Below are 22505 nucleotides of genomic sequence, written 5' to 3' on the forward strand. Positions count from 1 at the left end.
AGAGGGCAACTTGGCCCACCAAGAGCAAGCAAAGCCGGGCAGGCTTCCTAGGCACTGCGGCACATCACAGGTCAATCAGCAGCCGCGTGGGATCCTCGATCGCGTTCTTGAGCGCGACCAGGAACGTCACTGCCTCGCGGCCATCGACGATGCGGTGATCGTAGCTGAGCGCGAGATACATCATGGGGCGCACCACCACCTGCCCGTCACGAACCACCGCGCGATCCTCGATGCGGTGCAGGCCGAGCACCGCCGACTGCGGCGGGTTGATGATCGGCGTGGACATCAGCGAGCCGAACACGCCGCCGTTCGAGATGGTGAAGGTGCCGCCCTTCATCTCGTCCATCTTGAGGCTGCCATCCTTGGCGCGCTTGCCGAAGTCGCCGATGGTGCGCTCGATCTGCGCGACGCTCATCTGGTCTGCCGAGCGGATCACCGGCACGACCAGGCCCTGCGGCGCGGAGACCGCGACCGAGATGTCGGCATAGTCGTGATAGACGATCTCGTCGCCCTGGATCTGGGCGTTGACGGCCGGAACGTCCTTCAGCGCCTGGCAGGCGGCCTTCACGAAGAAGCCCATGAAGCCGAGGCGGACGCCGTGCTTCTTCTCGAACAGGTCCTTGTACTTCGTGCGCGCCTCGATCACTGCCGTCATGTCGACGTCGTTGAAGGTGGTGAGGAGCGCGGCGGTGTCCTGTGCTTCCTTCAGCCGCTTGGCGATCGTCTGGCGCAGCCGCGTCATCCGCACGCGTTCCTCGCGACGCTCGCCACCACCGGCCGATGCGGTGGCGGGCGCTGCCGCGGGAGCAGGGCTCGGCGCGGGAGCGGGTGCGCCCTTTCCGGCCGCAGCCGCTTCGACGTCTTCCTTGGTCAACCGGCCGTCCTTGCCGGTTCCCTGGATGGTCGAAGGATCCACGCCATGTTCGAGGATCGCGCGGCGCACCGAAGGCGACAACGCCGCTGCATCGACCTCCTGCGCGCGCTCGCGGGGCTGTTCGCCGGGTCCGGGGCCGGTGCCCTGCTTGGCTTCGGCGGACTGATCCGCGTTGCCGCGCGTCTCGCCGGCCGCCGGCGCGGCCGCCGCGGGCGCGCCGCTGCCGGCCTCGACACTGGCGATCACTGCGCCGACTTCGACGGTGTCACCCGGCTGGACCTGGTGCGCGCCCATCGTGCCCGCGACCGGCGACGGCACCTCGACCGACACCTTGTCGGTCTCGAGGCTCGCGATCGGCTCGTCGGCCGCCACCGGATCGCCCGGCTGCTTCAGCCACTCGCCGAGCGTCGCTTCGGTGATCGATTCGCCCAGTGTGGGCACCTTCACATCGGTTGCCATGTCTCTGTCAGCTCCGGTTCGGCAAAAGCCTAGTTGGTCGTCCGGCGATATTCTTCGCGCACGCTGTGGCCCAGCGCGTCGGCGACGAGCGCCGCCTGCTCGAGTTGGTGACGCTTCATCAGGCCGGTCGCAGGCGAGGCTGCGGCGGCACGGCCCGCGTAGCGCGGGCGAGTGGTCTTGCAGCCCGCATCTATCAGCGATGCTTCGATCAGCGGCTCGATGAACGACCAGCCGCCGTTGTTTTTCGGCTCTTCCTGGGCCCAGACCACATCCTCGAGCGCCGTCATGCGCTTGAGCCGCACCGTCAGCGGCTCGCCGGGGAAGGGATAGAGCTGCTCGATGCGGACGATCTGCGTGTCGGTATCGCCCGCAGCGTCGCGCGCTTCGATCAGGTCATAGGCGACCTTGCCCGAGCAGAGCACCAGCCGCTTCGTCTTTGCATCCTGGGCGCCGTTGGTATCCGACAGGATACGCATGAAGTGACTCTGGCCCTGGAACTCGTCCGCAGTCGAGACCGCCATCTTGTGCCGCAGCAGCGACTTGGGCGTCATGACGACCAGAGGCTTGCGGAAGTTGCGATGCATCTGGCGGCGCAGCAGGTGGAAGTAGTTCGCCGGCGTGGTGCAATTCGCGACCTGGATATTGTCCTGCGCGCAGAGCTGGAGGAAGCGCTCCAGCCGCGCCGAGCTGTGCTCGGGACCCTGGCCCTCATAGCCGTGCGGCAGCAGCATCACGAGCCCGTTGGCGCGCAGCCACTTGGCCTCGCCCGATGCGATGAACTGGTCGATCATGATCTGCGCGCCGTTGGCGAAATCGCCGAACTGCGCTTCCCAGAGCACCAGAGTCTTCGGATCGGCAAGGGCATAGCCATATTCGAAGCCGAGCACGCCATATTCCGACAGCGGACTATCGAGCACTTCGAACCGCCCGTGCGGAATCTCGTTCAGCGGGACGTATTTGCGTTCCTCGGCCTGATCGACCCACACGGCATGCCGCTGACTGAAGGTTCCGCGGCCGGAATCCTGGCCCGAAAGGCGCACGCCATAGCCTTCGGAAAGCAGTGAGCCGAACGCCAGCGCTTCGCCGGTCGCCCAGTCGAAGCCTTCGCCCGATTTGAACATCTGGCGCTTGGCATCGAGCACGCGCCCCAGCGTCTTGTGGATGGCAAGCCCCTCGGGAACTTCCGTGAGCGTGCGGCCGAGCGAATCGAACAGCTTGCGATCGATTCCGGTCTCGACATTACGCCGCGTGTGTTCGGCATCGATGGGCGCCGACAGGCCCGTCCAGCGGCCGGCGAACCAGTCCGCCTTGTTGGGCAGATAGCTTTTGCCCGCCTCGAACGCATCATCGAGCAGGGACGTGAACTGTTCGACCTTTTCCGTGACGAAGCCCTCGTCGATCACGCCTTCCGCAACCAGCCGCTTGGCATAGATCTCGCTCACCGGCGGGTGCTGCTTGATCGCGGCATACATCAGCGGCTGGGTAAAGCTCGGCTCGTCTCCTTCATTGTGGCCGAAGCGGCGGTAGCACCACATGTCGATCACGATATCGCGCTTGAACTGCTGGCGATATTCGATCGCCAGCTTGCAGGCGAAGGTCACGGCTTCGGGATCGTCGCCGTTCACATGAAGGATCGGCGCCTGGACTCCCTTCGCCACGTCCGAGGGATAGGGCGAGGAGCGCGCGAATTGCGGGCTCGTGGTGAAGCCGATCTGATTGTTGATGACGAAATGGATGCAGCCGCCGGTGTTGTAGCCGCGTACACCCGAGAAGCCGAGGCATTCCCAGACGACGCCCTGACCGGCGAAGGCCGCGTCGCCGTGAATCAGCACCGGCAGCACCTGCGCATGTTCGCCGAGATCGCTGCGGAAGGTCTGCAGCGCGCGCGTCTTGCCGAGCACGACGGGATCGACGGCCTCGAGGTGCGACGGGTTGGCGACGAGCGACATGTGAACGCTGACGCCGTCGAACTCGCGGTCGGTGCTGGTGCCCAGATGATATTTGACGTCGCCGGACCCGCCGACATCCTCGGGATTGGACGATCCGCCGGCGAATTCATGGAAGATCGCCCGATAGGGCTTGGCCATCACATTCGCGAGCACGTTGAGCCGGCCGCGGTGCGCCATGCCGTACACGATTTCGCGCACGCCGGTCTGGCCGCCATATTTGATGACCGCCTCGAGCGCCGGGATCATCGATTCGCCGCCGTCGAGGCCGAAGCGCTTGGTGCCGACATATTTGCGGCCCAGGAACTTCTCCCACTGCTCGGCCTCGATCACTTTCGAGAGGATCGCGCGCTTCCCGTCGACGGTGAAGTGGATCGCCTTGTCGCGACCCTCCATCCGCTCCTGGAGGAAGCGCCGCTCCTCGACGTCGGCGATGTGCATATATTCGAGGCCGACGTTGCCGCAGTAATTCGCGCGCAGGACGTTCACCAACTCGCGCAGGGTTGCCGTCTCGAAACCCAGCGCGCCGCCGAGATAGACCGGACGATCGACTTCGCTGTCGGGGAAGCCGTGATATTCGGTCTTGAGATCTTCGGGCAGGTCACGGCGGGACAGGCCGAGCGGATCGAGATTGGCGGCGAGATGCCCACGCACCCGATAGGTGCGGATCAGCATCATCGCGCGGATCGAGTCTCCGGCCGCCTTGGCGATTGCATCGGCGGAAGGCGCGACTGCGGAAGCCGCTGCCGGCGGCTTGCCGCCCTTCGCGGGCCTGGGGGCGGGTTCCATCTGCGTCGGATCGAGCGCCGCGGTGAGCGCATCGGTATCGGATAGCGGCCAGTTGGCGCGTTGCCAGCTGGGCCCCGACGCGGTGCTCTCCAGCCCCTCGAACCAGTCGCGCCAGCCGGCTTCCACCGAGCCGGGATCGCTCTTGTAGCGCTTGTACAGGGTCTCGACGAAGGCGGGGCTCACGCCGCCAGCGATTTCGTCGAAGTCCAGGCCCTCATAGCCCATGTGCAATTCCAACCGTCCGTTCGTCCCGAGCGACGTCGAGGGACGAGTGCGCGCCCCAGCGTGTCTCGACTTCGCTCGACACCAACGGGGGAGTGGGGCGCTTGCTCCGTGTTATCCCTTGAGCACCTCGACGAGCGTGGTGCCGAGCTCGCTCGGGCTGTCCGCAACACGGATTCCCGCTTCCTCCATCGCCGCGATCTTGTCCTCGGCGCCGCCCTGGCCGCCCGACACGATCGCGCCCGCGTGGCCCATGCGGCGGCCCGGAGGCGCCGTGCGGCCCGCAATGAAGCCCGCCATCGGCTTCTTGCGACCGCGCTTCGCCTCGTCCTTCAGGAACTGCGCGGCTTCTTCTTCGGCGCTGCCGCCGATTTCGCCGATCATGATGATCGACTTGGTCTCGTCGTCGGCCAGGAACATCTCGAGCACGTCGATGAAGTTCGTGCCGTTCACCGGATCGCCGCCGATGCCGACGGCGGTCGTCTGGCCGAGGCCCGCGTTGGTCGTCTGGAACACGGCTTCATAGGTAAGCGTGCCCGAGCGCGAAACAACGCCCACCGACCCCTTGGAGAAGATGCTGCCGGGCATGATGCCGATCTTGCACTCGCCGGGGGTCAGCACGCCGGGGCAGTTCGGACCGATCAGCCGCGATTTGCTGCCCGAAAGCGCGCGCTTCACCTTCACCATGTCGAGCACCGGAATGCCCTCGGTGATCGTTACGATCAGCGGCACTTCGGCGTCGATCGCCTCGAGAATCGAATCCGCCGCAAAGGGGGGCGGAACGTAGATCACGCTGGCAGTCGCTCCGGTCTTCTCGACGGCTTCGGCGACGGTGTTGAACACCGGCAGGCCGATATGCTCGGTGCCGCCCTTACCGGGGGTGACGCCGCCCACCATCTGAGTGCCATATTCCAGCGCCTGTTTGGTGTGGAAGGTGCCGGTTTCGCCGGTCATCCCCTGTGTGATGACCTTGGTGTTCTTGTCGACGAGGATGCTCATCAGGGTTCCTTTTCGTCATCCCGGCACGGGCCGCCGGGAACCTCTATTGGATGGATGCGCGCTGCGGCGCGCGATCCCGGGCCAGGCCGGGACGACCGAAGTCAGTTCAGGCTCTCGTCGATACCCTTGCAGGCAGTGACCAGTTCCTTGACCGCATCCACCGACACGTCGAAATTCTTGCGCGCGTCTTCCTTGAGCTCGATCTCGACGATCCGCTCGACGCCGTTCGCGCCGATGATGATCGGCACGCCGACGTAGAGGTCGTCGACGCCATACTGGCCCGTAAGATGCGCCGCGCAGGGCAGGAGGCGCTTCTTGTCTTTCAGGTAGCTCTCCGCCATCGTGATCGCGCTGGTCGCGGGGGCATAGAAGGCGGAACCGGTCTTGAGCAGGCCGACGATCTCGCCGCCGCCGGAGCGCGTGCGCTGCACGATCGCGTCGATCCGCTCCTGCGTCGACCAGCCCATCTTGATGAGATCGGGGATCGGGATGCCCGCGACAGTGGAATATTCGACCACCGGCACCATCGTGTCGCCATGGCCGCCAAGCACGAATGCCGTCACGTCCTCTACCGAGACCTGGAATTCTTCCGCGAGGAAGTGGCGGAAGCGCGCGCTGTCGAGCACGCCGGCCATGCCCACGACTTTCTGGTGCGAAAGCCCGGAGAATTCGCGCAGCGCCCAGACCATCGCATCGAGCGGGTTGGTGATGCAGATCACGAAGGCGTCGGGCGCATATTGCGCGATACCTTCGCCGACGGCCTTCATCACGCCGAGATTGGTCTTGAGCAGATCGTCGCGGCTCATGCCCGGCTTGCGCGGGATGCCGGCAGTGACGATGCACACGTCGGCACCTTCGATCGCGCTATAGTCGTTGGCGCCGCTGAGGTTCGAATCAAAGCCTTCGACGGGGCCCGACTGAGCGAGGTCGAGCGCCTTGCCCTGCGGCATGCCTTCGGCGATGTCGAAGAGGACGACGTCGCCCAGTTCCTTCATCGCGGCGAGGTGCGCGAGCGTGCCACCGATCATGCCGGAGCCGATCAGCGCGATCTTCTTGCGGGCCATGGAATCTCCTTGTTCTCTCTGGCCCAATCTGTCGCGGGCGCAGGCTCGGACGCATCCGCGCGCCCGAAAACGTGCGGGGCTTAGGCGCTTTATAGGAACGCCGCAACCCGCGATGCGGGCTCGCCACGATTATCTTTGCAACTCATTCGCAAGAGCAATAAACCATCGGAACCCTTGGGTCGCGCTGCGCCGAGCGTGCGGGTGCAGGTGGTTCACTCGAGCGGCGGCGGCGCACCCATCGAGGGCGGCGGGGTTGCGGCGCTGGGTTTCAGCCACACGCGCCCGCGGGCAAGATCAAGCGTCACGGCCCAGTCGCGCAGGAACGGCATCCCGAGATTCCCGTCGATCACGAGTTCGGGGGTGAACATCACGCCGCGCGCTTCGACGCCCTCGGCAATCGGAAATGCGCCCCGCTGCGGGCCAGGCGCCGCAGGGTCGAGCCCCAGCGCAGCAGCATAGGGTTTGGAGACGAGAATGGTGCCGCCGTTGCCACTGTCCAGCTCCATCGCCAGCGAGCCCCGCGCGCTGGGCACGTCGATATACACCGCCAAGGCCCGACCACCTACTTCGCGCGCGAGCCGCGCCGGCAACTCGATCGCACCGGAGACGCGTTCGGCCAGGCTTTCCGGCGTCTCGATGATGAGAGACAGCGCAGCGAAATCGATCGTGATGGTCTGCCCGTCGAAGACGTCGAGCGCCAGCAACCCGTCGATCGGAGCGGCGTCGACGGCCATCAAGGACGTGGCATCGAGCACGCCCGCCACTGGCGCCTCGAGCCTGACGCCGTCCCACTCGATCGCAACGCGCTCGCAGCGGGGAAGCGTCAGGCGATCACCGGTCATGCGATGCCCGACGAGCGCTCCCCAAGGCTCGCACCCGGCAGCGCGCGCAATCTCGGGGGCGAGCACCGAGATGCCGCCCGCGGTATCGAACACCAGGAGCCGCTCGACACCGTCCAGCCGAACACGTGCCGCGACTCCCTTGCGATAGGGCTCGAGGCGCAGGACCTGTGGCTCGGCGACGGTGGGTTGCGGTTGCGCCAGCGACGGCGTGGCGAGAAGCGTCAGAAAAAGCGAAGCGAGGAAAAGGCGCATGGACTGTCTCCGATCCGCCTATGACTACATTTGTAGTCGGCCCAATTCAAGCCGCCCCGTGCCCCTGCGCCAGATAGGAGTCCGATGTCATCTCGTGCAGCCGGCTCACCGTGCGCTGGAACTCGAAGGCACCGTCGCCGGCTCGATAGAGTTGCTCCGGCTCGGCGTCGGCTGCAGCGAGCAGCTTCACCTTGTGCTCGTATAGTGCGTCGATGAGGGTGACGAAGCGGGCTGCCTCATTGCGGTTTTCGGGCCCCAGCTGCGGGATGCCCACCAGAATGACCGTGTGGAAGCGCCGGGCGATCGCCAGGTAATCGGCAGCGCCGCGCGGTTCGCCGCACAGCCGCTTGAACGAGAAGACCGCAACGCCCTTCAGGCATTTCGGCACGTGGAGCAGGCGCCCGCCCTGGACTTCGATTTCCCCGGAGGGGACATGCTCGCGATCCTCCACCGGATAGTCGGTGAGACGGAAAAAAGCTGATGAGAGCTTTCGCGTCGATTCTGGGCCGTTCGGCACCAGCCAGGTATCCATCGGCCCCAGCCGGTCGAGCCGATAATCCACCGGACCGTTGAGCGCCAGCACGTCCATCCTCGCTTCGATCAGCTCGATGAAGGGCACGAACAGCTGGCGGTTGATGCCATGTTTGTAGAGGTCGTGCGGCGGCCGGTTCGACGTGGCGACGACAGTGACATCGTGGCCCATCAGCTCGGTGAAGAGCCGCGAGAGGATCATCGCGTCCGCCGGATTGTTGACCACCATTTCGTCAAAGGCGAGCAGCCGCACATCGGCGGCGAGCGCGGCAGCGACTCGCTCGACCGGCTTGTCGGCCGCACGTTTGCGCTCCTCATTGAGGCGCGCATGCACATCGAGCATGAATTCATGGAAATGGACGCGGCGCTTGCGCTTCACTGCGACACAGTCGGTGAACAGATCCATCAGCATCGATTTGCCGCGGCCGACATCGCCCCACAGATAGACGCCGCGTGGGGGTTCGCCCTTGCTCCCGCCGGTAAGCCGCCACAGGATGCTGCCCTTGCGCGGGCCGCGCTCGAGTTCGTGGGCGAGGGCATCGAGTCGGTGCGCGGCGACGGCCTGCTCGGCGTCGGGGCGGAGCTCGCCGGTGGCGATCAGGGCTTCATAGCGCTCGAGGACGCGGGTCATTCCGGTTGCCGATCTGGCGCGTGCATCACGAGGGCTTGCGCGACGGCTTGCGGATCAGCGCCGAAAAGCTCGCCACGCTCTCTTCGCCCTGGACGACGAGACCTCGCAGGAAAAGGAAGCGGCCGGTCTCGCGAGTCAGCTCGACGCGAGCCTCGACGACATGCTCGATGGGTGCGCCGGCGAGGAAATGCGTGGTCAGATCGACCGTCGAGGCGGGACCGCTTTCCAGCACGTCGAGCCCGCGCGCCGCCGCGAACAGGCAGATGTCGAGAAAGCCGAGCAGCGCGCCGCCATGGACATGGCCGCGAAGATTGGCGTGCCGTTCCTCCGCCTGCCAGCGAACCCGAGCGACACCTTCTTCGACGCGGACGCGCACCGGGCCGATGAAGCTGTTGAACAGCGACGACGCGGGAAGTTCCCACCGCTTCCAGCCCGGTGCGTCGGGATCGTCCTCGTAGCGGAAGCTGAACGGCTCGGTCATGGCGCAGCCGTTCGCCACACGCGAACCACGCAGGCTGCCAAGATCAAAGCGCCCGCTCGGCTTCCAGCTTCTTGATCTCGGCGATCGCCTTGGCGGGGTTGAGGCCCTTGGGGCAGACGTTCGCGCAGTTCATGATCGTGTGGCAGCGATAGAGGCGGAACGGATCCTCGAGCGCGTCGAGCCGCTCGCCGGTCATCTCGTCGCGGCTGTCGGCGAGCCAGCGATAGGCCTGGAGCAGGATCGCCGGTCCGAGGAAACGGTCGGAGTTCCACCAGTAGCTGGGGCAGGCGGTCGAGCAGCAGGCGCACAGGATGCACTCGTACAGTCCGTCCAGCTTCTCGCGCTGTTCGGGGCTCTGCAGCCGCTCCTTGCCCGACGGCGTGGTCGAAACCGTCTTCAGCCAGGGCTGGATCGAGGCGTATTGCGCATAGAAATGGGTGAAATCGGGGACGAGATCCTTGATCACTTCCATGTGCGGCAGCGGCGTGATGCGGATCTCGCCGGAAATGTCCTCGATTGCGGTAGTGCAGGCAAGGCCGTTCTTGCCGTCCATGTTCATCGAACAGGAGCCGCAGATGCCTTCGCGGCACGAGCGGCGGAAGGTGAGGCTCGGATCCTGGTCCGACTTGATCTTGATGAGCGCGTCCAGAACCATCGGGCCGCAATCGTCGAGATCGACGTGAAACGTGTCGTATCGCGGGTTTGCGCCGCTGTCGGGATCGTAGCGGTAGATCTTGAACTTCTTGATCCGGCCGCCGGTGGTCGGCCCGTCGAACTTCTTGCCTGCCTTGATCTTGCTGTTCTTGGGCAGGAAAAAATCGGCCATGATGCGTCCCGTTGCTGATGGGCGCCGCATGGGCGGCGCCCGGATTCACATGGCCGATACATGAGCGCGGCATCAGTTTCAAACAAGGAGCGACAGTTGCGCGCTATCGCTCCTTGCCCTGTCCCTGTCCGTCGGCGTTCCGCCCCCATTCGAGGTTGCGCGCGAATGATGTGCCGCTCAGGTTCGATGAAGCAGGATCAGCGCGAGCATCGCCGACGCCCCCGCGACGAATCCTGCCGCATGAGCGGCCTTTCTCGTGCGTGAGGAAACCGGCGCACGCAGGGCCTCGCGAAAACCCGCGCGCAGCTGTGCCGACCGGGACGGCGGATCACGCTCCACACCAACTCCTTTTCAGATCACGTCGAGCACGAGACCCTTTTCGCGCGCTTCCTCTGCCGAGATGTACCAGTTCTCCGGCGCACGGCTGCGCACTTCGTCGAAATCGATCTTCGATCCGCGCACCAGATCGCGGAACCCCTCTTCCTCGATTCGCACGCTGTGCTCGATCTCGTGGAGCTTGGCGCGGAGCGTCGCGGTGAGCGTCTTGAGCGGGCCCGACAGGTTGATCGTGCTCGTCATGACCCGCTCGTGGATCATGATCCGGGTGCCCTTGGTGAGGAAGCGCTTCTCGACCGGGAAGGCGGCCATGAAGGTCGCACCCGCCGAATAGACCGCGACCTTGCCGAGGAACAGGATCTCGCGCCCGCTATATTCGCGCAGCAGCCGCACTTCGTCGCCCATCAGCCGCGCCACTTCGGGATCGCCGCCCAGCGTGGAGATGGCGATCACCAGCGTGCCCTCGTCGGGTGCCGCCTGCAGCTGCTCGCGAAAGCTGCCGTACATGGCGTGATCGACCGTTCCCGAGAGATGGATGTGCGGCTCGGCGAGCAGTGGATACTCGCGGGCGCGGCTGTCTTCGCCGGCTTCCTGTCCGGCGGCGGGAGCGGGGGACGGCGGGGGCGTGCCGCCGGAGGGTGCGGGCGTCTGATCCGTGTTCATGGCAGTCGCAACTGCTCCTGTGCGGGAGAGTTCCAGGGAAGCGGCCGGGGAAGGCGGCTGTGCGGCAAGCGCTTCGGGTGGGCGGGTGCGCTCGACCGCACGGCGCTCCGCACGGCGCTCCTCGCGCCGTTGCAGCATTCGCCGGACCACGAACGCGAAGCCGACCGCGATCAGCAGCGCGAGCCCGGCCTGGACGAAGCGGTTGCGCAATCCGCCGGGCAGCGCGCGCCGCATCGCCGCCGGGACGGTGCGTTCGAGATCGCCGGGGATCAACCGTGCGACGAGCGATTGCTGCTGCTCCGCCATGCCGCCGCCTCAGTGTCCGGCCGCCGCGGGCAGCGATTCGATTGCCGGGCGGCCGACCGGTTCGCTCGCGGCGGGAGGCATGCGGGCTTCGAGTGGAGCGAGCCAGGCGGCGACGCCGCTGCCGATGCTCAGCTGGGGCTTCGACGCTTCGAGACCGGCGTCGGCCTCCCATTGCGCGATCGTGCGCCGGGCGGTCTCGGCGGCTTCGCCGAGCGGCCGGGGTTCGCGCAATGCGCGGTTGATCGCCGCGTCGCCGAAGAAGGTCCAGTCATTTTCGGCCAGGCAGCCGAACGACGGGCGCTGCGACGAGGCGGCGGTGAGGATCGCAGTCGTGTCGCTCGCCAGCGCGGGGACGAAGATGCCCGAATAGCAGGCGCTGAGGATCAGCAGCCGGTTGCGGATGCCGAGCTCGTCGAGCAGCGCCCGGAGCCGCAACGGCGACACGAAGCCATAGCCCTGGTCGCCATCGTGATAGGCTAGGCCGAAGCGCGCGCCATGGCTGGTGGTGTAGAGGACCAGCACGTCCTCGGCCGGGTCCATGCGCTCGGCAATGGTGGCGAGCGCCAGCGCCAGTGCCTGGGGCGTGCCCATCGGCAGCGCGTCGGCGGTGCGCCCGTCGCTGCCGGCGAGCAACACCGTGCGCCCTTCGGCGTCGTACCGCCGGGCGAGCACGCGCGCCGCCTCGCGCGCCTCGCGCCCGAACACGGGATCGCTGTCGAGCCCGGCGACGAGGACATAGGCGTCGACCGTGCCGCGCCGCTGAGGCGCGACCGCGGCGAGCGCGGAGTCGAGCCGCCGATGCTGATCGAGCAGCCATTGCGCCGAGCGCCCGCGCTCGAAGTGCGGCCCGGCATCGACACTCGCCTGGATTTCGGTTCGGCTGCCCTCCGCGAGCAGCCTGGGCCAGTCGAGCCGGTGCTCGGGCGCGGCCTGGGCGCCGGCGGGCGGAGCGGGCTGGGCCGCCACGGGAAACTGGAGCGCGAGCAGCGCCACCGGCGCCGCCATCCATCCGATCAGCCGTCGCATCGCGCAGCCCCCCTGTGCCGAGTCCCCGGGAAGCTGGAGTGTTGCGCTGACGCCCGCCGAGTCAAGCGGCGCGCGGATCGGCGGGCGCTCGATTCGGGACCGGCACTCGGCGGCAGGCAAACCCGCGGTTTTCCGTCGAAGGTCGCACTAAAGTCGCACCTCAACGCGCGCGTGCGAGGGACGGAGCAGGAAGCAGCGGTGCGGCGGGGGAAGGGAAGAGGCGCAGAGTGGGCCACGTGCGAAGCTTGGCACAAATCGGTAGCTGTAGGACAGCGCCGACTTCGCGGCGGAGCGGAATCGACCGAAGCCGCCCGTCTGCGATCCTGCCTTCCAACCCTCTGGCCGCCAATGAAAAGGGGCGCGAAGCCGTGCCTCGCGCCCCCGGATTTCCGCCGCTGACGCAGCCTCAGTACACCCGCTTCTTCGGCTCGATATACTCAACGTCGTCGGTCAGCGTGTATTCGTGGACCGGGCGATAGTCGATCGCGGTGGTGCCGCTCTTGCCGCCCCAGCCGTCGAACGTCGCGATCGTGTGCTTCATCCAGTTGGCGTCGTCGCGTTCGGGGAAGTCCTCGTGCATGTGCGCACCGCGGCTTTCCTTGCGGTTTTCGGCCGAGCGGATCGTCACCAGCGCCTGGGCGAGCAGATTGTCGAGCTCGAGCGTTTCGACCAGATCGGTGTTCCAGATCAGGCTGCGGTCGGTGACGTGGACGTCCTGCATCCGCGCATAGACCTGTTCCATCAGCGTGACGCCTTCGCTGAGCAGCGCCGAATCGCGGAAGACGGCGGCGTGGCGCTGCATCGTCTTCTGCATGTCGGCGCGGATCGCCGCGGTGGGCGAGCCGCCACTGGCGTTGCGGAAGCCGTCGAGCCGCGTGAGCGCGACTTCCTCCGAGCCCTTGGGCAGCGCATCGTGCGCGGTGCCGGGCTTCAGCGTCTCCTTGAGGCGCAGGCCGGTCGCACGGCCGAACACAACGAGGTCGATCAGCGAGTTCGAGCCGAGGCGATTGGCGCCATGGACCGAGACGCACGCGGCTTCGCCGACCGCGAACAGGCCGGGGACAATTGCGTCGGGGTTGCCGTCGCGCGGGGCGACGACTTCGCCGTGATAATTCGTCGGGATGCCGCCCATATTGTAGTGAACGGTCGGCACCACCGGCAGCGGCTGGCGCGTCAGATCGACGCCGGCGAAGATCTTGCCGGTTTCGGTGATGCCGGGCAGGCGCTCGGCCAGGATCTTGGGATCGATGTGGTTCAAGTGAAGGAAGATATGATCCTTCTCCTTGCCCACGCCGCGGCCTTCGCGGATTTCCATCGCCATCGAGCGCGAGACGACGTCGCGGCTGGCGAGATCCTTGGCCGAGGGGGCATAGCGCTCCATGAAGCGCTCGCCCTCGGAATTGGTGAGATAGCCGCCCTCGCCGCGGGCGCCTTCGGTGATGAGCACGCCCGCGCCGTAGATGCCGGTGGGGTGGAACTGGACGAACTCCATGTCCTGGAGCGGCAGGCCGGCGCGCAGCACCATGGCGTTGCCGTCACCGGTGCAGGTGTGCGCCGAGGTGGCCGAATGATAGACGCGGCCGTAGCCGCCGGTCGCGAGGACGACGGCGTGGCTGCGGAAGCGGTGGATCGATCCGTCCTCGAGGCACAGCGCGATCACGCCGCGGCACGCGCCGTTTTCCATGATCAGATCGAGCGCGAAATATTCGATGAAGAAGTCCGCGTCATACTTCAGGCTCTGCTGGTAGAGCGCGTGGAGCATCGCGTGGCCGGTGCGATCGGCGGCGGCGCAGGTGCGCTGCACCGGCGGGCCGGCGCCCATGTTCTGCATGTGGCCGCCGAACGGACGCTGATAGATCGTCCCGTTCTCGTTGCGGCTGAACGGCACGCCGGCGTGCTCGAGCTCATAGACCGCCTGAGGCGCCTCGCGGCAGAGATATTCGATCGCGTCCTGGTCGCCCAGCCAGTCGGAGCCCTTGACCGTGTCGTACATGTGCCACGACCAGTGATCGGGCGTGTTGTTGCCCAGCGAGGCGGCGATGCCGCCCTGCGCCGCCACGGTGTGGCTGCGGGTGGGGAACACCTTGGTGATGCACGCGGTCTTGAGGCCGGCCTCGGCGCTGCCCATGGTCGCGCGCAGGCCCGATCCGCCCGCGCCCACCACGACCGTGTCGTAGGTGTGGTCGATGATCTTGTACGCTTCGGGCATCAGGCGACGGCTCCGGCCGTGAAGGCGATCTTGAGGATCGAGAAGATCGCGAGCGCCGCGGCTGCGATCACGAAGAAGTTGAGCGCGACCATCAGCACGATCCGCGTCGCATCGTGCTGATAATCCTCGATCACCACCTGGAGGCCCAGGCGGAAGTGATAGAAGGTGCTGACGATCAGCAGGATCATCGGCACCGCCGCGAACGGCTGTGCCAGCCAGGCGGAAAGCGTGATCCAGCTATAATCCGGCAGCATCAGGATCGACGCGAGGAACCACAGCATCAGCAGCAGGTTCGACCCCGCGGTGAGCCGCTGGTGCCACCAGTGGCCGGTGCCTTCGTGCGACGCGCCGAGGCCGCGGACGCGGCCGATGCTCGTTCCGTCACCCATCGATCATCTTCTCCAGGAGCACGATCCAGAAGGCCACCGTCAGCGTCACCGAGGCGACGAAGGTGAGCAGGGCCGTCAGCTTGTTGGACTTGAGTTCGAAATTGGCGCCCTGATCGAGGAACAGGTGGCGCACGCCCGAGGCCATGTGCTGGAAGAAGGACAGGGTCAAGCCGATGCCGACGACATAGCCGATGACGTTGAGCCCACCCGATTCGACCGTGAAGACGTCGCGGAAGCCGGCATAGACGGCTTCGCCGCTCGCCAGCGCGACCAGCCACCAGACGAGCAGGAGCGTGCCGACGGTGGCCATGCCGCTGCCGGTGACGCGGTGAACGATCGAGACCGCCATGTGCGGCCCCCACTTCCAGATGCCGAGATGCGGCGAGAGCGGACGCGAGGGTTTGGGGGCGTGAGCCAAATCCGGGTTCCTTTCGGGTCGACGCGCCTACTTAGACGGCAGGCGAGCGGATGCAAGCCGGATCGGCGCCTCGCTGGATAACGCGGCCTTAACCAGTGCGCGCCTAGGCCGTGTCGTGGCGCCGCATGCGTTCCGGCGAATGCCGCGCCTTCTGGGAGACCGACGTTCCGTGACCAAGATGCCCGCTTCAAAGGACCTGCCGCCCGCCGGCACGATGAGCAGCCGGATCGATATCCGCGCGCGGCTGCGCGTGTTCGACTTCGATGGATCGCTGATCACGCGCGCGCGCGACGTGTGGGAGGTGCTGGAGCCCGAGATCCGCGACGTTTCCGAAGCCTATTGGCAGCAATGGCTGCGCTGCTTCGCCGACCAGCGCGACTGGGCGCCGCACGAAACCGAGAAGATGATCGAGCTGGGCAGCGTCTTCCTGCGCCATCGCTTCCTCGACACATCGGGTGCGGCATGGATCGAATCGATCGAACGGTCGGTCGCCGCCGCCTATGCCGAGGACGTGCCGCCGATGGCGCTGCTTTCGATGATCAACGCCAGCGATCGCGCCGCGCTCGAGATCCTGATGCGGCGGATGGAAGCGGGCGAACCGGAGCTGCTTCAGCGAATCGACACGCTGATGCGCCTCTCCGCGCTGGAGAGCGACATCACCGTCGAGATCTACAACATGTATCGCGAGCACAGCGCGCAGGTGGCGCGGGACCGGCTCGCGTCCGAATTCCGCGATTCAATCGGGCTGACGGTGGAGCGCGCCTCGCGCGAAGGCGATGCGCTGCGCGAGCAGGCAGTGCACACCTCCGCCTCTGCACGCGGGATGCTGGGCAAGACCAGCGAAGTGGCGGCGGCGGCGGAACAGTCGGCGGTGGCGATGCGCGAGGCGGCGCAGACCGCGGCGGGGCTGATCCGCGCGATCGAGGATGCGCGCGGCGAAGTCGAGGCGGCCGCCGAGATCGCGACGCGGGCGGCCGGGCAGGCGGGCGAGGCGGTCGGCATGTCCGAGACGCTGAGCGACCACGCCAAGTCGATCGAATCGATCCTGGGGCTGATCCGCGACATCGCCGGACAGACCAATTTGCTGGCGCTCAACGCGACGATCGAAGCGGCGCGAGCCGGCGACGCCGGCCGCGGCTTCGCCGTGGTCGCGCAGGAAGTGAAGAGCCTCGCCAGTCAGACGGCGCGCGCCACCGATGACATCGCGGCGAAGATCGCGGCAATCCAGTCGGCGACCAAATCGACGGTCGACAAGAACGCGTCGATCCGGACAACCGTTTCGGAAGTGCAGGAGAGCGCATTGCGCATCCGCACGGCAATGGAAGTGCAGGCGCAGACGGTGACCGCAATCACCGCGGCGGTCGACGAGACCGCGCTTGCAGCGGATTCGATGTCGGCGACGATCGGCGCGATTCGCGAGGATACTGAATCGGTCGCCAGCGAGATCGACCGAGTGGGCCAGGGCTTCGCCACGCTCGACGGACAACTCGGCAGCCTGAAGGGCAGCGCGGGCGACTTCGTCGCGAAGGTGGCCGCCTGAACGGAGAGGAACGGACATGGCACGCCAGAGCTATCAGCTGGGGCGCTGGAGCGGCGACAGCCGCGCGCACGAGGCGCATCTGCGCGATTATGACTGGGACGGACGGCTCAGCGCCGGTTGCGCGGAGATCGCCGAGCTTCTGCACGGCCATTATGGAGACATCGCCAGCAGCTTCTGGAGACATTATCTTTCGCTGCCGATGACCGCGCGCGTGAAGAGCTGGTTCGACGAAGCGCGGCTGGCGGAGCAGATCGCCGACAGCTCGCGCTACACCAAGGCGAAATTCGAAAAGCCCTATGCACCCGAATGGGCGGAAATCGCATCGCGCCACGCCGAGATGACGCATCGCGCGCGGGTGCCGCTCGCGGCGATCCTCGCCGCCTTCGCCGCCGCCCACAGCCGCACCGTCAATCTGCTCGCGGAGAAACTGCCCGACGATCCGGTGCGGCTCGCCCGGCTGTGCGACGTGGTCCAGCGACTCGCGATGGCCGAGGCCGATCTGATGGCCTCGCATCTGGGCAAGCGCGACGCCGACCAGGCTGACGAGGAACGGCGGCAGCGCTCGGGGGAGTTCCGCGCGAGCATCGCCGAATCGATCGAAGGGACGACCGGGCTGGGGAAACGCATCCGAGTGCAGGCACAGGGCGCTTCGGCTTCGGCTCAGGGGATGCTGGGCAAGACCAGCGAAGTCGCGGCGGCGGCGGAACAGTCGGCGGTGGCGATGCGCGAGGCGGCGCAAACCGCGGCCGGGCTGATCCGCGCGATCGAGGATGCGCGCGGCGAAGTCGAAGCGGCCGCCGAAATCGCGACGCGGGCGGCCGGGCAGGCGACCGAAGCGGTCGGCATGTCCGAAACGCTGAGCGACCACGCCAAATCGATCGAATCGATCCTGGGGCTGATCCGCGACATCGCGGGGCAGACCAATTTGCTGGCGCTCAACGCGACGATCGAAGCGGCGCGAGCCGGCGACGCCGGCCGCGGCTTCGCGGTGGTGGCACAGGAAGTGAAGAGCCTCGCCAGTCAGACGGCGCGCGCGACCGACGACATCGCGGCCCAGATCGCGGCGATCCAGTCGGCGACAAAGTCGACGGTCGACACCAATGCGTCGATCCGCTCGACCGTCCACGAGGTGCAGGAAAGCGCCGACCGGATCCGGGCGGCAATGGAAATGCAGGCGCAGACCGTGACCGCCATCACTGCCGCCGTCGACGAGACCGCGCTGGCGGCGGATTCGATGTCCGACACGATCGGCGCGATCCGCGAGGACACCAAGAACGTGACCGGCGAGATCGATATGCTGCAGCGCGAGTTCGCCGAAGTGGACGACCGGCTGACTCGACTGCGCGAAGCGGCGGAGAGTTTCTCGAACTCGGTCGCGGCCTGAGCCTCGCATCGCGCGCCCGCACCCGCTAGGGGTGGCGCATGTCCGACACTCACATCCTGCTGACCGGCAGCAGCCGCGGCATCGGCGCCGCCATCGCGACCGCGCTGAAAGAGCGTAGCGTTCGCCTGATCGGCCATGGCACACGAAGCGGCGTGCCCGCCGATTTCACCGATCCGGCCGCGCCGCAGGCGCTGTGGCGCACGGCGCTCGACACGCTCGACGGGCGCATCGACGTGCTGGTGAACAACGCCGGGATCTTCGAGGCGACTCCGCTCGACATCGAGCACGACGACTGGGTCGCTTCCTGGGAGCGCACGATGCGCGTCAACCTGACCGCTTCGGCCGAGCTGTGCCGGCTGGCGGTGCGCCACTGGCAGGCCGAAGGGCGCCCCGGCCGGATCGTGAACATCGCCAGCCGCGCCGCCTATCGCGGCGACAGCCCGGCGCACTGGCATTATGCCGCTTCGAAGGCGGGGATGGTGGCGATGACCAAGACGATCGCGCGCGGATATGCGGGGCGGGGCATCCTCGCCTTCGCGATCTGCCCTGGCTTCACCATGACCGGCATGGCCGAGGATTATGTCGAGAGCCGCGGCGGGCCGAAGCTGCTGGCGGACATTCCGCTCGGGCGCGTCGCCGATCCGGCCGAAGTGGCCGAAGTCGCGCGTTTCTGCGCACTCGACGCGCCGCCGTCGATGACCGGCGCGGTGCTCGACGTGAATGGGGCGAGCTATGTCCGCTGAGGGGCGCGGCGCATGACGAGCTGGAAGATCACGCTGCCGTGCACGCGGGCCGAAGCCGAAGCGGTGGGGCTCGACGACGAGGCGCTGGCGATGCTCGATCCGCTGCCGGTGCTGATGACGCGCGAGCGCGTGCCGGACGATCCCGAGGCCTGGCAGCTCGACGCCTATTTCGACGGCGAGCCGGACGCGCAGACCGTGGCGGCGCTGCAGGCGCTGGTGCCGAGCGCGAAGGGAATGCCGCTTCCCTCGATCGAGCAGGTTCCCGACGAGGATTGGCTGACGCTGAGCCAGCAGGGGCTGGAGCCGGTGCATGCCGGCCGCTTCTATGTCCATACCAGCACCAACAAGGGCGATGTGCCGCCGGGCAAGCGCGCCTTCCGGATCGAGGCGAGCCGCGCCTTCGGCACCGGACAGCATGAGACGACCACCGGCTGCCTGTTGATGCTCGACCGGCTGAAGCGACGCGGCACCCGGGTGCAGAATCTGCTCGACCTGGGCACCGGCACGGGATTGCTCGCCTTTGCGGCGATGCACCTGTGGCCGCAGGCCTATGCGACCGCATCCGATATCGACCCGATGGCGGTCGAGGTGACGCGCGAGAACGCGCTCGCGAACGATGTTCGGCTGGGCGAGGGCGCGGGCGCATTGGCGCTGGCGGCGGCAGCGGGGCTCGATCATCCGGCGCTGGTCGGGCGCGCGCCCTATGACCTGATCATCGCGAACGTGCTGGCCGGGCCGCTGATCGAGCTGGCGCCGACGGTGGGCATGGCGCTCGCCGACGGCGGCTCGCTGGTGCTGGCGGGGCTGCTCGACGGGCAGGCCGAGCGCGTCGCCCGTGCCTATCGGCGGCAGGGGCTGCGGCTGGCCGGCCGAATCGATCGTGGCGAATGGCCGACGCTGCATCTGCGCAAGCGACCGCGCCACGGCGCGGCGCGCGTGACGCGCCTGGCGGCGGGCGCCGGCGAGAGCCCCGGCTACGGCAGCTGGTAGGCGGTCAGGCCGGCTCCGCCCGCGCCTTCGCTTCCGCCGCCTTGCGCCGGGCATATTCCTGGGAGCCGTGGGTGATCACATCGTCGTCGGCGAGGATCGTGGCGATCGGAATGTCGGGCAGCGGCAGGATCTTTTCGTAGAGCGGCGCGAAATCGGTTTCGACCGTGATCCGAAGCAGCTCGTCGAAGCTGGGAATGACGAAATAGTTCTGCTGGAAATCGTCGATCCGATAGTCGGTGCGCATGACGCGCGGCAAATCGAAGCGGATGCGATTGGGGCTGTCGCTTTCGAGCGAGAAGCGGCTTTCGGCCGGGCTCGACACGATGCCCGCGCCATAGATGCGCAGATCCTCGTCCTCCTCGATCAGGCCGAATTCGACCGTGTACCAATAGAGCCGGCCGAGCTGCTTGAGCGCGCCGAGCTCGAGCGCACGCAGGCCGCCGCGGCCATAGGCCTCCAGATAGTCGGCGAAGCGCGGATCGGCGAGCAGCGGGACATGGCCGAACACGTCGTGGAAGACGTCGGGCTCCTGGATATAGTCGAGCTGGTCGGGACGGCGGATGAAATTGCCCGCCACGAACCGCCGGTTCGCCATGTGATCGAAGAAGACTTCGTCGGGGACGAGGCCGGGAACGGCGACCACCTGCCAGCCGGTGAGCTTCATCAGCCGTTCCGACAATTCCTCGAAATCGGGAATGCCCGCTTCGGAAAGGCGCAGCGCATCGAGCCCCTTCAGATAGGCCTTGCTCGCGCGGCCGGGGAGCAGCTTCACCTGGCGCTCGAACAGCGTGTCCCAGGTGGCATGTTCCTCGGCAGTGTAGTTTTCCCAGCCCTGCGGGATCGTCCAGTCGGCGGCGGCGCCCTCCGGGGGGCGGTCCAGTACATGCGTATCGTTTGCCATGGCGATAGCATATCATGGCTGCCCTATGTGGGGAAATGACGTGCGGATGGTGGCGCGCAGGATCATGCGCGGCGTTGCGTGGCTGGTGCTGGCGGCGGCGGCGCTGGTCGCGGCCTATGGCGTCGCGGCGCTCGCGGGGACGCTGATCCCCGCCAATCCAGGCTGGGACGAGCCCGAGCGCGGAATCCGCATCTATATCGAGGACAATGGCGTCCACACCGGCATCGTGCTTCCCAAGCGCGCCGCGGGCGTGACATGGGACGATCTGGTGCAGCCGGGCGATATCGCCGACCCGCGTTATGCCGCGGCCGAATGGCTCGCCTTCGGTTGGGGCGACCGCAACTTCTACGTCAACACGCCGAGCTGGGCCGATCTCGATCCGCTGATTGCGATCGGGGCGCTCGTCGGGACCGACGATACGGTGCTGCTGGTCGAGCATATCGGCGAACCGCGGCGGTCGGAAGGCGTGCGATCGATCCTGCTGCGGCCCGAGGAATATCGGCGGCTGGCGGCGTTCATCCGCGCGACCTTCGATCGCGACGGACCAGCGGTGATCCGCGGCTATGGGCCGCACGACGCCTTCTATCCCGCGAACGGAAGCTATAGCGGCGTGGTGACGTGCAACGAATGGGTGGGACGCGCGCTGCGCACGGCGGGGGTACGGATGGGCGCCTGGACGCCGCTCGCCGCGTCGGTGATGTTCTGGGCGCGGCAGTGACGCACGGGCCGCCGGCGACTCGCCTGCTGCTCGCCGAGCCGGTCCGCGCATTGGGCACGCTGGCGAAGCTGGCGCGGCGCTGGCCCGAACTGCAGGCCGCGCCGCGCGGCGACGGGCGCCCGCTGCTGCTGCTGCCGGGGCTGTTCAACGGCGACGGTGCGATGTTCGTGATGCGGCGCTATCTGAGCGCGCTCGGCTATCGCGCCGTCGGCTGGGAGCTCGGGCGCAATTTCGGGCCGCGTGCGATCGGGCCGCAGGGTGAGCGGCTGCTGGCGCGAGTGGAGACGGTCGCGCGCGAGGCGGGCGCTCCGGTGACGCTGATCGGCGTATCGCTGGGCGGGATCATGGCGCGGATCGCCGCGCATCGGCAGCCGGGGCTGGTGCGCGAGGTCGTCACGGTCAGCGCTCCCTTCGCCGGGTCTCCGACCGCGACCAATGTGTGGCGCGTCTATCAGTGGCTGAGCGGCGAGCGAATCGACGATCCGGTGGTGGCGGCGCTGCTCGCCGAGGCCGCCGCGCCGCTGCCGGTGCCGGCGAGTGCGATCTGGAGCCGCAGCGACGGGCTTGTGAACGGGCGCGCCTGTCACACTCCGAACTGCCGGGCGATCGAAGTCGAGAGCGGGCATTTGTGGGTGCAGATGCACCCGCAGGTGCTGCGCGCGATCGCGGAGGTGCTGGGCGGGGCGCCCGGCTAGCTCAGTCGCAGTCGCGGCGGCGCTCGCGTTCGCAGCGCTCGCGCTCCTCGCGTTCCTGTGCACGGTGCTCGCGGCCTTCGCGCGCTTCCTGCTCGCGGACCCGGCGGCCATAGTTGCGGTCCGATTCCTCCTGGCTCGTCGTGGTCCAGTCGACCACCTGCGAGCCGGCGCGCACCGGCAGAGTCGCCACATCCCACGCCGCCTTGGCGACGCAGCCCCCGCTCGCGAGCGGCAGCGCCAGCAGCACGGGAATTATCAGTTTGCGCATCGA

General features: G+C 67.3%; 21 protein-coding genes. 6 read left to right on the forward strand and 15 right to left on the reverse strand.

Features of this window, described 5'->3' with window-relative positions; all coding sequences use genetic code 11:
- Window positions 1-64: 64 nt before the first annotated feature.
- The 13 genes from odhB to sdhC form a co-directional block, all read right to left on the reverse strand.
- Window positions 65-1333, reverse strand: coding sequence for a 2-oxoglutarate dehydrogenase complex dihydrolipoyllysine-residue succinyltransferase (odhB, locus tag H7V21_RS12280; protein ID WP_188054027.1), 1269 nt, complete (start codon window positions 1331-1333; stop codon window positions 65-67).
- Between the two features lie 29 nt (window positions 1334-1362).
- On the reverse strand, window positions 1363-4293 hold the full coding sequence (locus H7V21_RS12285; protein WP_188054028.1) for a 2-oxoglutarate dehydrogenase E1 component: 2931 nt from the start codon (window positions 4291-4293) through the stop codon (window positions 1363-1365).
- 111 nt (window positions 4294-4404) lie between these two features.
- On the reverse strand, window positions 4405-5289 hold the full coding sequence (gene sucD / locus H7V21_RS12290) for a succinate--CoA ligase subunit alpha (protein ID WP_188054029.1): 885 nt from the start codon (window positions 5287-5289) through the stop codon (window positions 4405-4407).
- Between the two features lie 101 nt (window positions 5290-5390).
- Complete coding sequence (gene mdh / locus H7V21_RS12295) at window positions 5391-6353, reverse strand: malate dehydrogenase (RefSeq protein ID WP_188054030.1); 963 nt, start codon at window positions 6351-6353, stop codon at window positions 5391-5393.
- A 212-nt stretch (window positions 6354-6565) separates the two neighbouring features.
- Window positions 6566-7447 (reverse strand): hypothetical protein, encoded by an 882-nt coding sequence (locus H7V21_RS12300; protein WP_188054031.1) that lies wholly within the window; start codon window positions 7445-7447, stop codon window positions 6566-6568.
- Between the two features lie 46 nt (window positions 7448-7493).
- On the reverse strand, window positions 7494-8609 hold the full coding sequence (gene zapE, locus H7V21_RS12305; protein ID WP_188054032.1) for a cell division protein ZapE: 1116 nt from the start codon (window positions 8607-8609) through the stop codon (window positions 7494-7496).
- A gap of 25 nt (window positions 8610-8634) precedes the next feature.
- Entirely contained in the window at window positions 8635-9090 is a 456-nt protein-coding gene (locus H7V21_RS12310; RefSeq protein WP_188054033.1) for a PaaI family thioesterase, read from the reverse strand.
- 43 nt (window positions 9091-9133) lie between these two features.
- The gene (locus H7V21_RS12315; RefSeq protein ID WP_188054034.1) at window positions 9134-9916 is read right to left on the reverse strand and encodes a succinate dehydrogenase iron-sulfur subunit; all 783 of its coding nucleotides are present in this window, start codon (window positions 9914-9916) and stop codon (window positions 9134-9136) included.
- 351 nt (window positions 9917-10267) lie between these two features.
- The gene (locus H7V21_RS12320) at window positions 10268-10915 is read right to left on the reverse strand and encodes an ATP-dependent Clp protease proteolytic subunit (RefSeq protein WP_188056533.1); all 648 of its coding nucleotides are present in this window, start codon (window positions 10913-10915) and stop codon (window positions 10268-10270) included.
- A 315-nt stretch (window positions 10916-11230) separates the two neighbouring features.
- On the reverse strand, window positions 11231-12247 hold the full coding sequence (locus H7V21_RS12325; RefSeq protein ID WP_188054035.1) for a C13 family peptidase: 1017 nt from the start codon (window positions 12245-12247) through the stop codon (window positions 11231-11233).
- Between the two features lie 406 nt (window positions 12248-12653).
- Complete coding sequence (sdhA, locus tag H7V21_RS12330; protein ID WP_188054036.1) at window positions 12654-14456, reverse strand: succinate dehydrogenase flavoprotein subunit; 1803 nt, start codon at window positions 14454-14456, stop codon at window positions 12654-12656.
- On the reverse strand, window positions 14456-14845 hold the full coding sequence (gene sdhD / locus H7V21_RS12335) for a succinate dehydrogenase, hydrophobic membrane anchor protein (RefSeq protein ID WP_188054037.1): 390 nt from the start codon (window positions 14843-14845) through the stop codon (window positions 14456-14458). The genes sdhA and sdhD overlap by 1 nt, the downstream gene beginning before the upstream one ends.
- Window positions 14838-15263, reverse strand: a complete 426-nt coding sequence (sdhC, locus tag H7V21_RS12340) for a succinate dehydrogenase, cytochrome b556 subunit (RefSeq protein WP_188054038.1) — start codon at window positions 15261-15263, stop codon at window positions 14838-14840. Before sdhC ends, sdhD begins: the two co-directional genes overlap by 8 nt.
- 178 nt (window positions 15264-15441) lie before the next feature.
- Here sdhC and H7V21_RS12345 point away from each other — a divergent pair, with 178 nt between their 5' ends.
- Genes H7V21_RS12345 through H7V21_RS12360 form a run of 4 tightly spaced genes read left to right on the forward strand, consistent with a single transcriptional unit; the run spans window position 15442 to window position 19920 of the window.
- Window positions 15442-16803 carry a methyl-accepting chemotaxis protein gene (locus H7V21_RS12345; RefSeq protein WP_262504104.1) on the forward strand — a complete coding sequence of 454 codons (1362 nt, stop codon included), beginning with the start codon at window positions 15442-15444 and terminating at the stop codon, window positions 16801-16803.
- A gap of 16 nt (window positions 16804-16819) precedes the next feature.
- Window positions 16820-18187: a methyl-accepting chemotaxis protein gene (locus H7V21_RS12350; protein ID WP_188054039.1), complete on the forward strand. Its 1368-nt coding sequence runs from the start codon at window positions 16820-16822 to the stop codon at window positions 18185-18187.
- Window positions 18188-18225: 38 nt separating this feature from the next.
- Window positions 18226-18930 (forward strand): SDR family NAD(P)-dependent oxidoreductase, encoded by a 705-nt coding sequence (locus H7V21_RS12355; protein ID WP_188054040.1) that lies wholly within the window; start codon window positions 18226-18228, stop codon window positions 18928-18930.
- Window positions 18931-18942: 12 nt separating this feature from the next.
- Window positions 18943-19920, forward strand: coding sequence for a 50S ribosomal protein L11 methyltransferase (locus tag H7V21_RS12360; protein WP_188054041.1), 978 nt, complete (start codon window positions 18943-18945; stop codon window positions 19918-19920).
- Window positions 19921-19924: 4 nt separating this feature from the next.
- On the opposite strand, the gene phhA is transcribed toward H7V21_RS12360, so the two are convergent.
- Window positions 19925-20821, reverse strand: coding sequence for a phenylalanine 4-monooxygenase (gene phhA, locus H7V21_RS12365; RefSeq protein WP_188054042.1), 897 nt, complete (start codon window positions 20819-20821; stop codon window positions 19925-19927).
- Between phhA and H7V21_RS12370 the strand changes: the two genes are divergently transcribed.
- Both H7V21_RS12370 and H7V21_RS12375 read left to right on the forward strand, forming a co-directional pair.
- Entirely contained in the window at window positions 20820-21539 is a 720-nt protein-coding gene (locus H7V21_RS12370; RefSeq protein ID WP_262503859.1) for a TIGR02117 family protein, read from the forward strand. The two genes, phhA and H7V21_RS12370, sit on opposite strands and share 2 nt — an antisense overlap.
- The gene (locus tag H7V21_RS12375; protein WP_188054043.1) at window positions 21536-22234 is read left to right on the forward strand and encodes an alpha/beta hydrolase; all 699 of its coding nucleotides are present in this window, start codon (window positions 21536-21538) and stop codon (window positions 22232-22234) included. Before H7V21_RS12370 ends, H7V21_RS12375 begins: the two co-directional genes overlap by 4 nt.
- A 1-nt stretch (window position 22235) precedes the next feature.
- Here the strand turns inward: H7V21_RS12375 and H7V21_RS12380 are convergent, their stop codons facing one another.
- Window positions 22236-22502 carry a hypothetical protein gene (locus H7V21_RS12380; RefSeq protein WP_188054044.1) on the reverse strand — a complete coding sequence of 89 codons (267 nt, stop codon included), beginning with the start codon at window positions 22500-22502 and terminating at the stop codon, window positions 22236-22238.
- Window positions 22503-22505 lie beyond the last annotated feature (3 nt).

This window comes from Sphingosinithalassobacter sp. CS137 (assembly GCF_014334115.1).
Lineage (GTDB): Bacteria > Pseudomonadota > Alphaproteobacteria > Sphingomonadales > Sphingomonadaceae > Sphingomonas.

Excerpts from the sequence above, each read along its gene's own strand:
- mdh (WP_188054030.1), bottom strand. The coding sequence starts at position 6,353 with ATGGCCCGCAAGAAGATCGCGCTGATCGGCTCCGGCATGATCGGTGGC.
- sdhD (WP_188054037.1), bottom strand. The coding sequence starts at position 14,845 with ATGGGTGACGGAACGAGCATCGGCCGCGTCCGCGGCCTCGGCGCGTCG.
- H7V21_RS12380 (WP_188054044.1), bottom strand. The coding sequence starts at position 22,502 with ATGCGCAAACTGATAATTCCCGTGCTGCTGGCGCTGCCGCTCGCGAGC.
- H7V21_RS12370 (WP_262503859.1), top strand. The coding sequence starts at position 20,820 with ATGGCGATAGCATATCATGGCTGCCCTATGTGGGGAAATGACGTGCGG.
- sucD (WP_188054029.1), bottom strand. The coding sequence starts at position 5,289 with ATGAGCATCCTCGTCGACAAGAACACCAAGGTCATCACACAGGGGATG.
- H7V21_RS12285 (WP_188054028.1), bottom strand. The coding sequence starts at position 4,293 with ATGGGCTATGAGGGCCTGGACTTCGACGAAATCGCTGGCGGCGTGAGC.
- H7V21_RS12320 (WP_188056533.1), bottom strand. The coding sequence starts at position 10,915 with ATGAACACGGATCAGACGCCCGCACCCTCCGGCGGCACGCCCCCGCCG.
- odhB (WP_188054027.1), bottom strand. The coding sequence starts at position 1,333 with ATGGCAACCGATGTGAAGGTGCCCACACTGGGCGAATCGATCACCGAA.
- H7V21_RS12315 (WP_188054034.1), bottom strand. The coding sequence starts at position 9,916 with ATGGCCGATTTTTTCCTGCCCAAGAACAGCAAGATCAAGGCAGGCAAG.
- H7V21_RS12300 (WP_188054031.1), bottom strand. The coding sequence starts at position 7,447 with ATGCGCCTTTTCCTCGCTTCGCTTTTTCTGACGCTTCTCGCCACGCCG.
- H7V21_RS12310 (WP_188054033.1), bottom strand. The coding sequence starts at position 9,090 with ATGACCGAGCCGTTCAGCTTCCGCTACGAGGACGATCCCGACGCACCG.
- zapE (WP_188054032.1), bottom strand. The coding sequence starts at position 8,609 with ATGACCCGCGTCCTCGAGCGCTATGAAGCCCTGATCGCCACCGGCGAG.
- H7V21_RS12350 (WP_188054039.1), top strand. The coding sequence starts at position 16,820 with ATGGCACGCCAGAGCTATCAGCTGGGGCGCTGGAGCGGCGACAGCCGC.
- sdhA (WP_188054036.1), bottom strand. The coding sequence starts at position 14,456 with ATGCCCGAAGCGTACAAGATCATCGACCACACCTACGACACGGTCGTG.
- H7V21_RS12355 (WP_188054040.1), top strand. The coding sequence starts at position 18,226 with ATGTCCGACACTCACATCCTGCTGACCGGCAGCAGCCGCGGCATCGGC.
- H7V21_RS12345 (WP_262504104.1), top strand. The coding sequence starts at position 15,442 with ATGCCCGCTTCAAAGGACCTGCCGCCCGCCGGCACGATGAGCAGCCGG.
- phhA (WP_188054042.1), bottom strand. The coding sequence starts at position 20,821 with ATGGCAAACGATACGCATGTACTGGACCGCCCCCCGGAGGGCGCCGCC.
- H7V21_RS12325 (WP_188054035.1), bottom strand. The coding sequence starts at position 12,247 with ATGCGACGGCTGATCGGATGGATGGCGGCGCCGGTGGCGCTGCTCGCG.
- H7V21_RS12360 (WP_188054041.1), top strand. The coding sequence starts at position 18,943 with ATGACGAGCTGGAAGATCACGCTGCCGTGCACGCGGGCCGAAGCCGAA.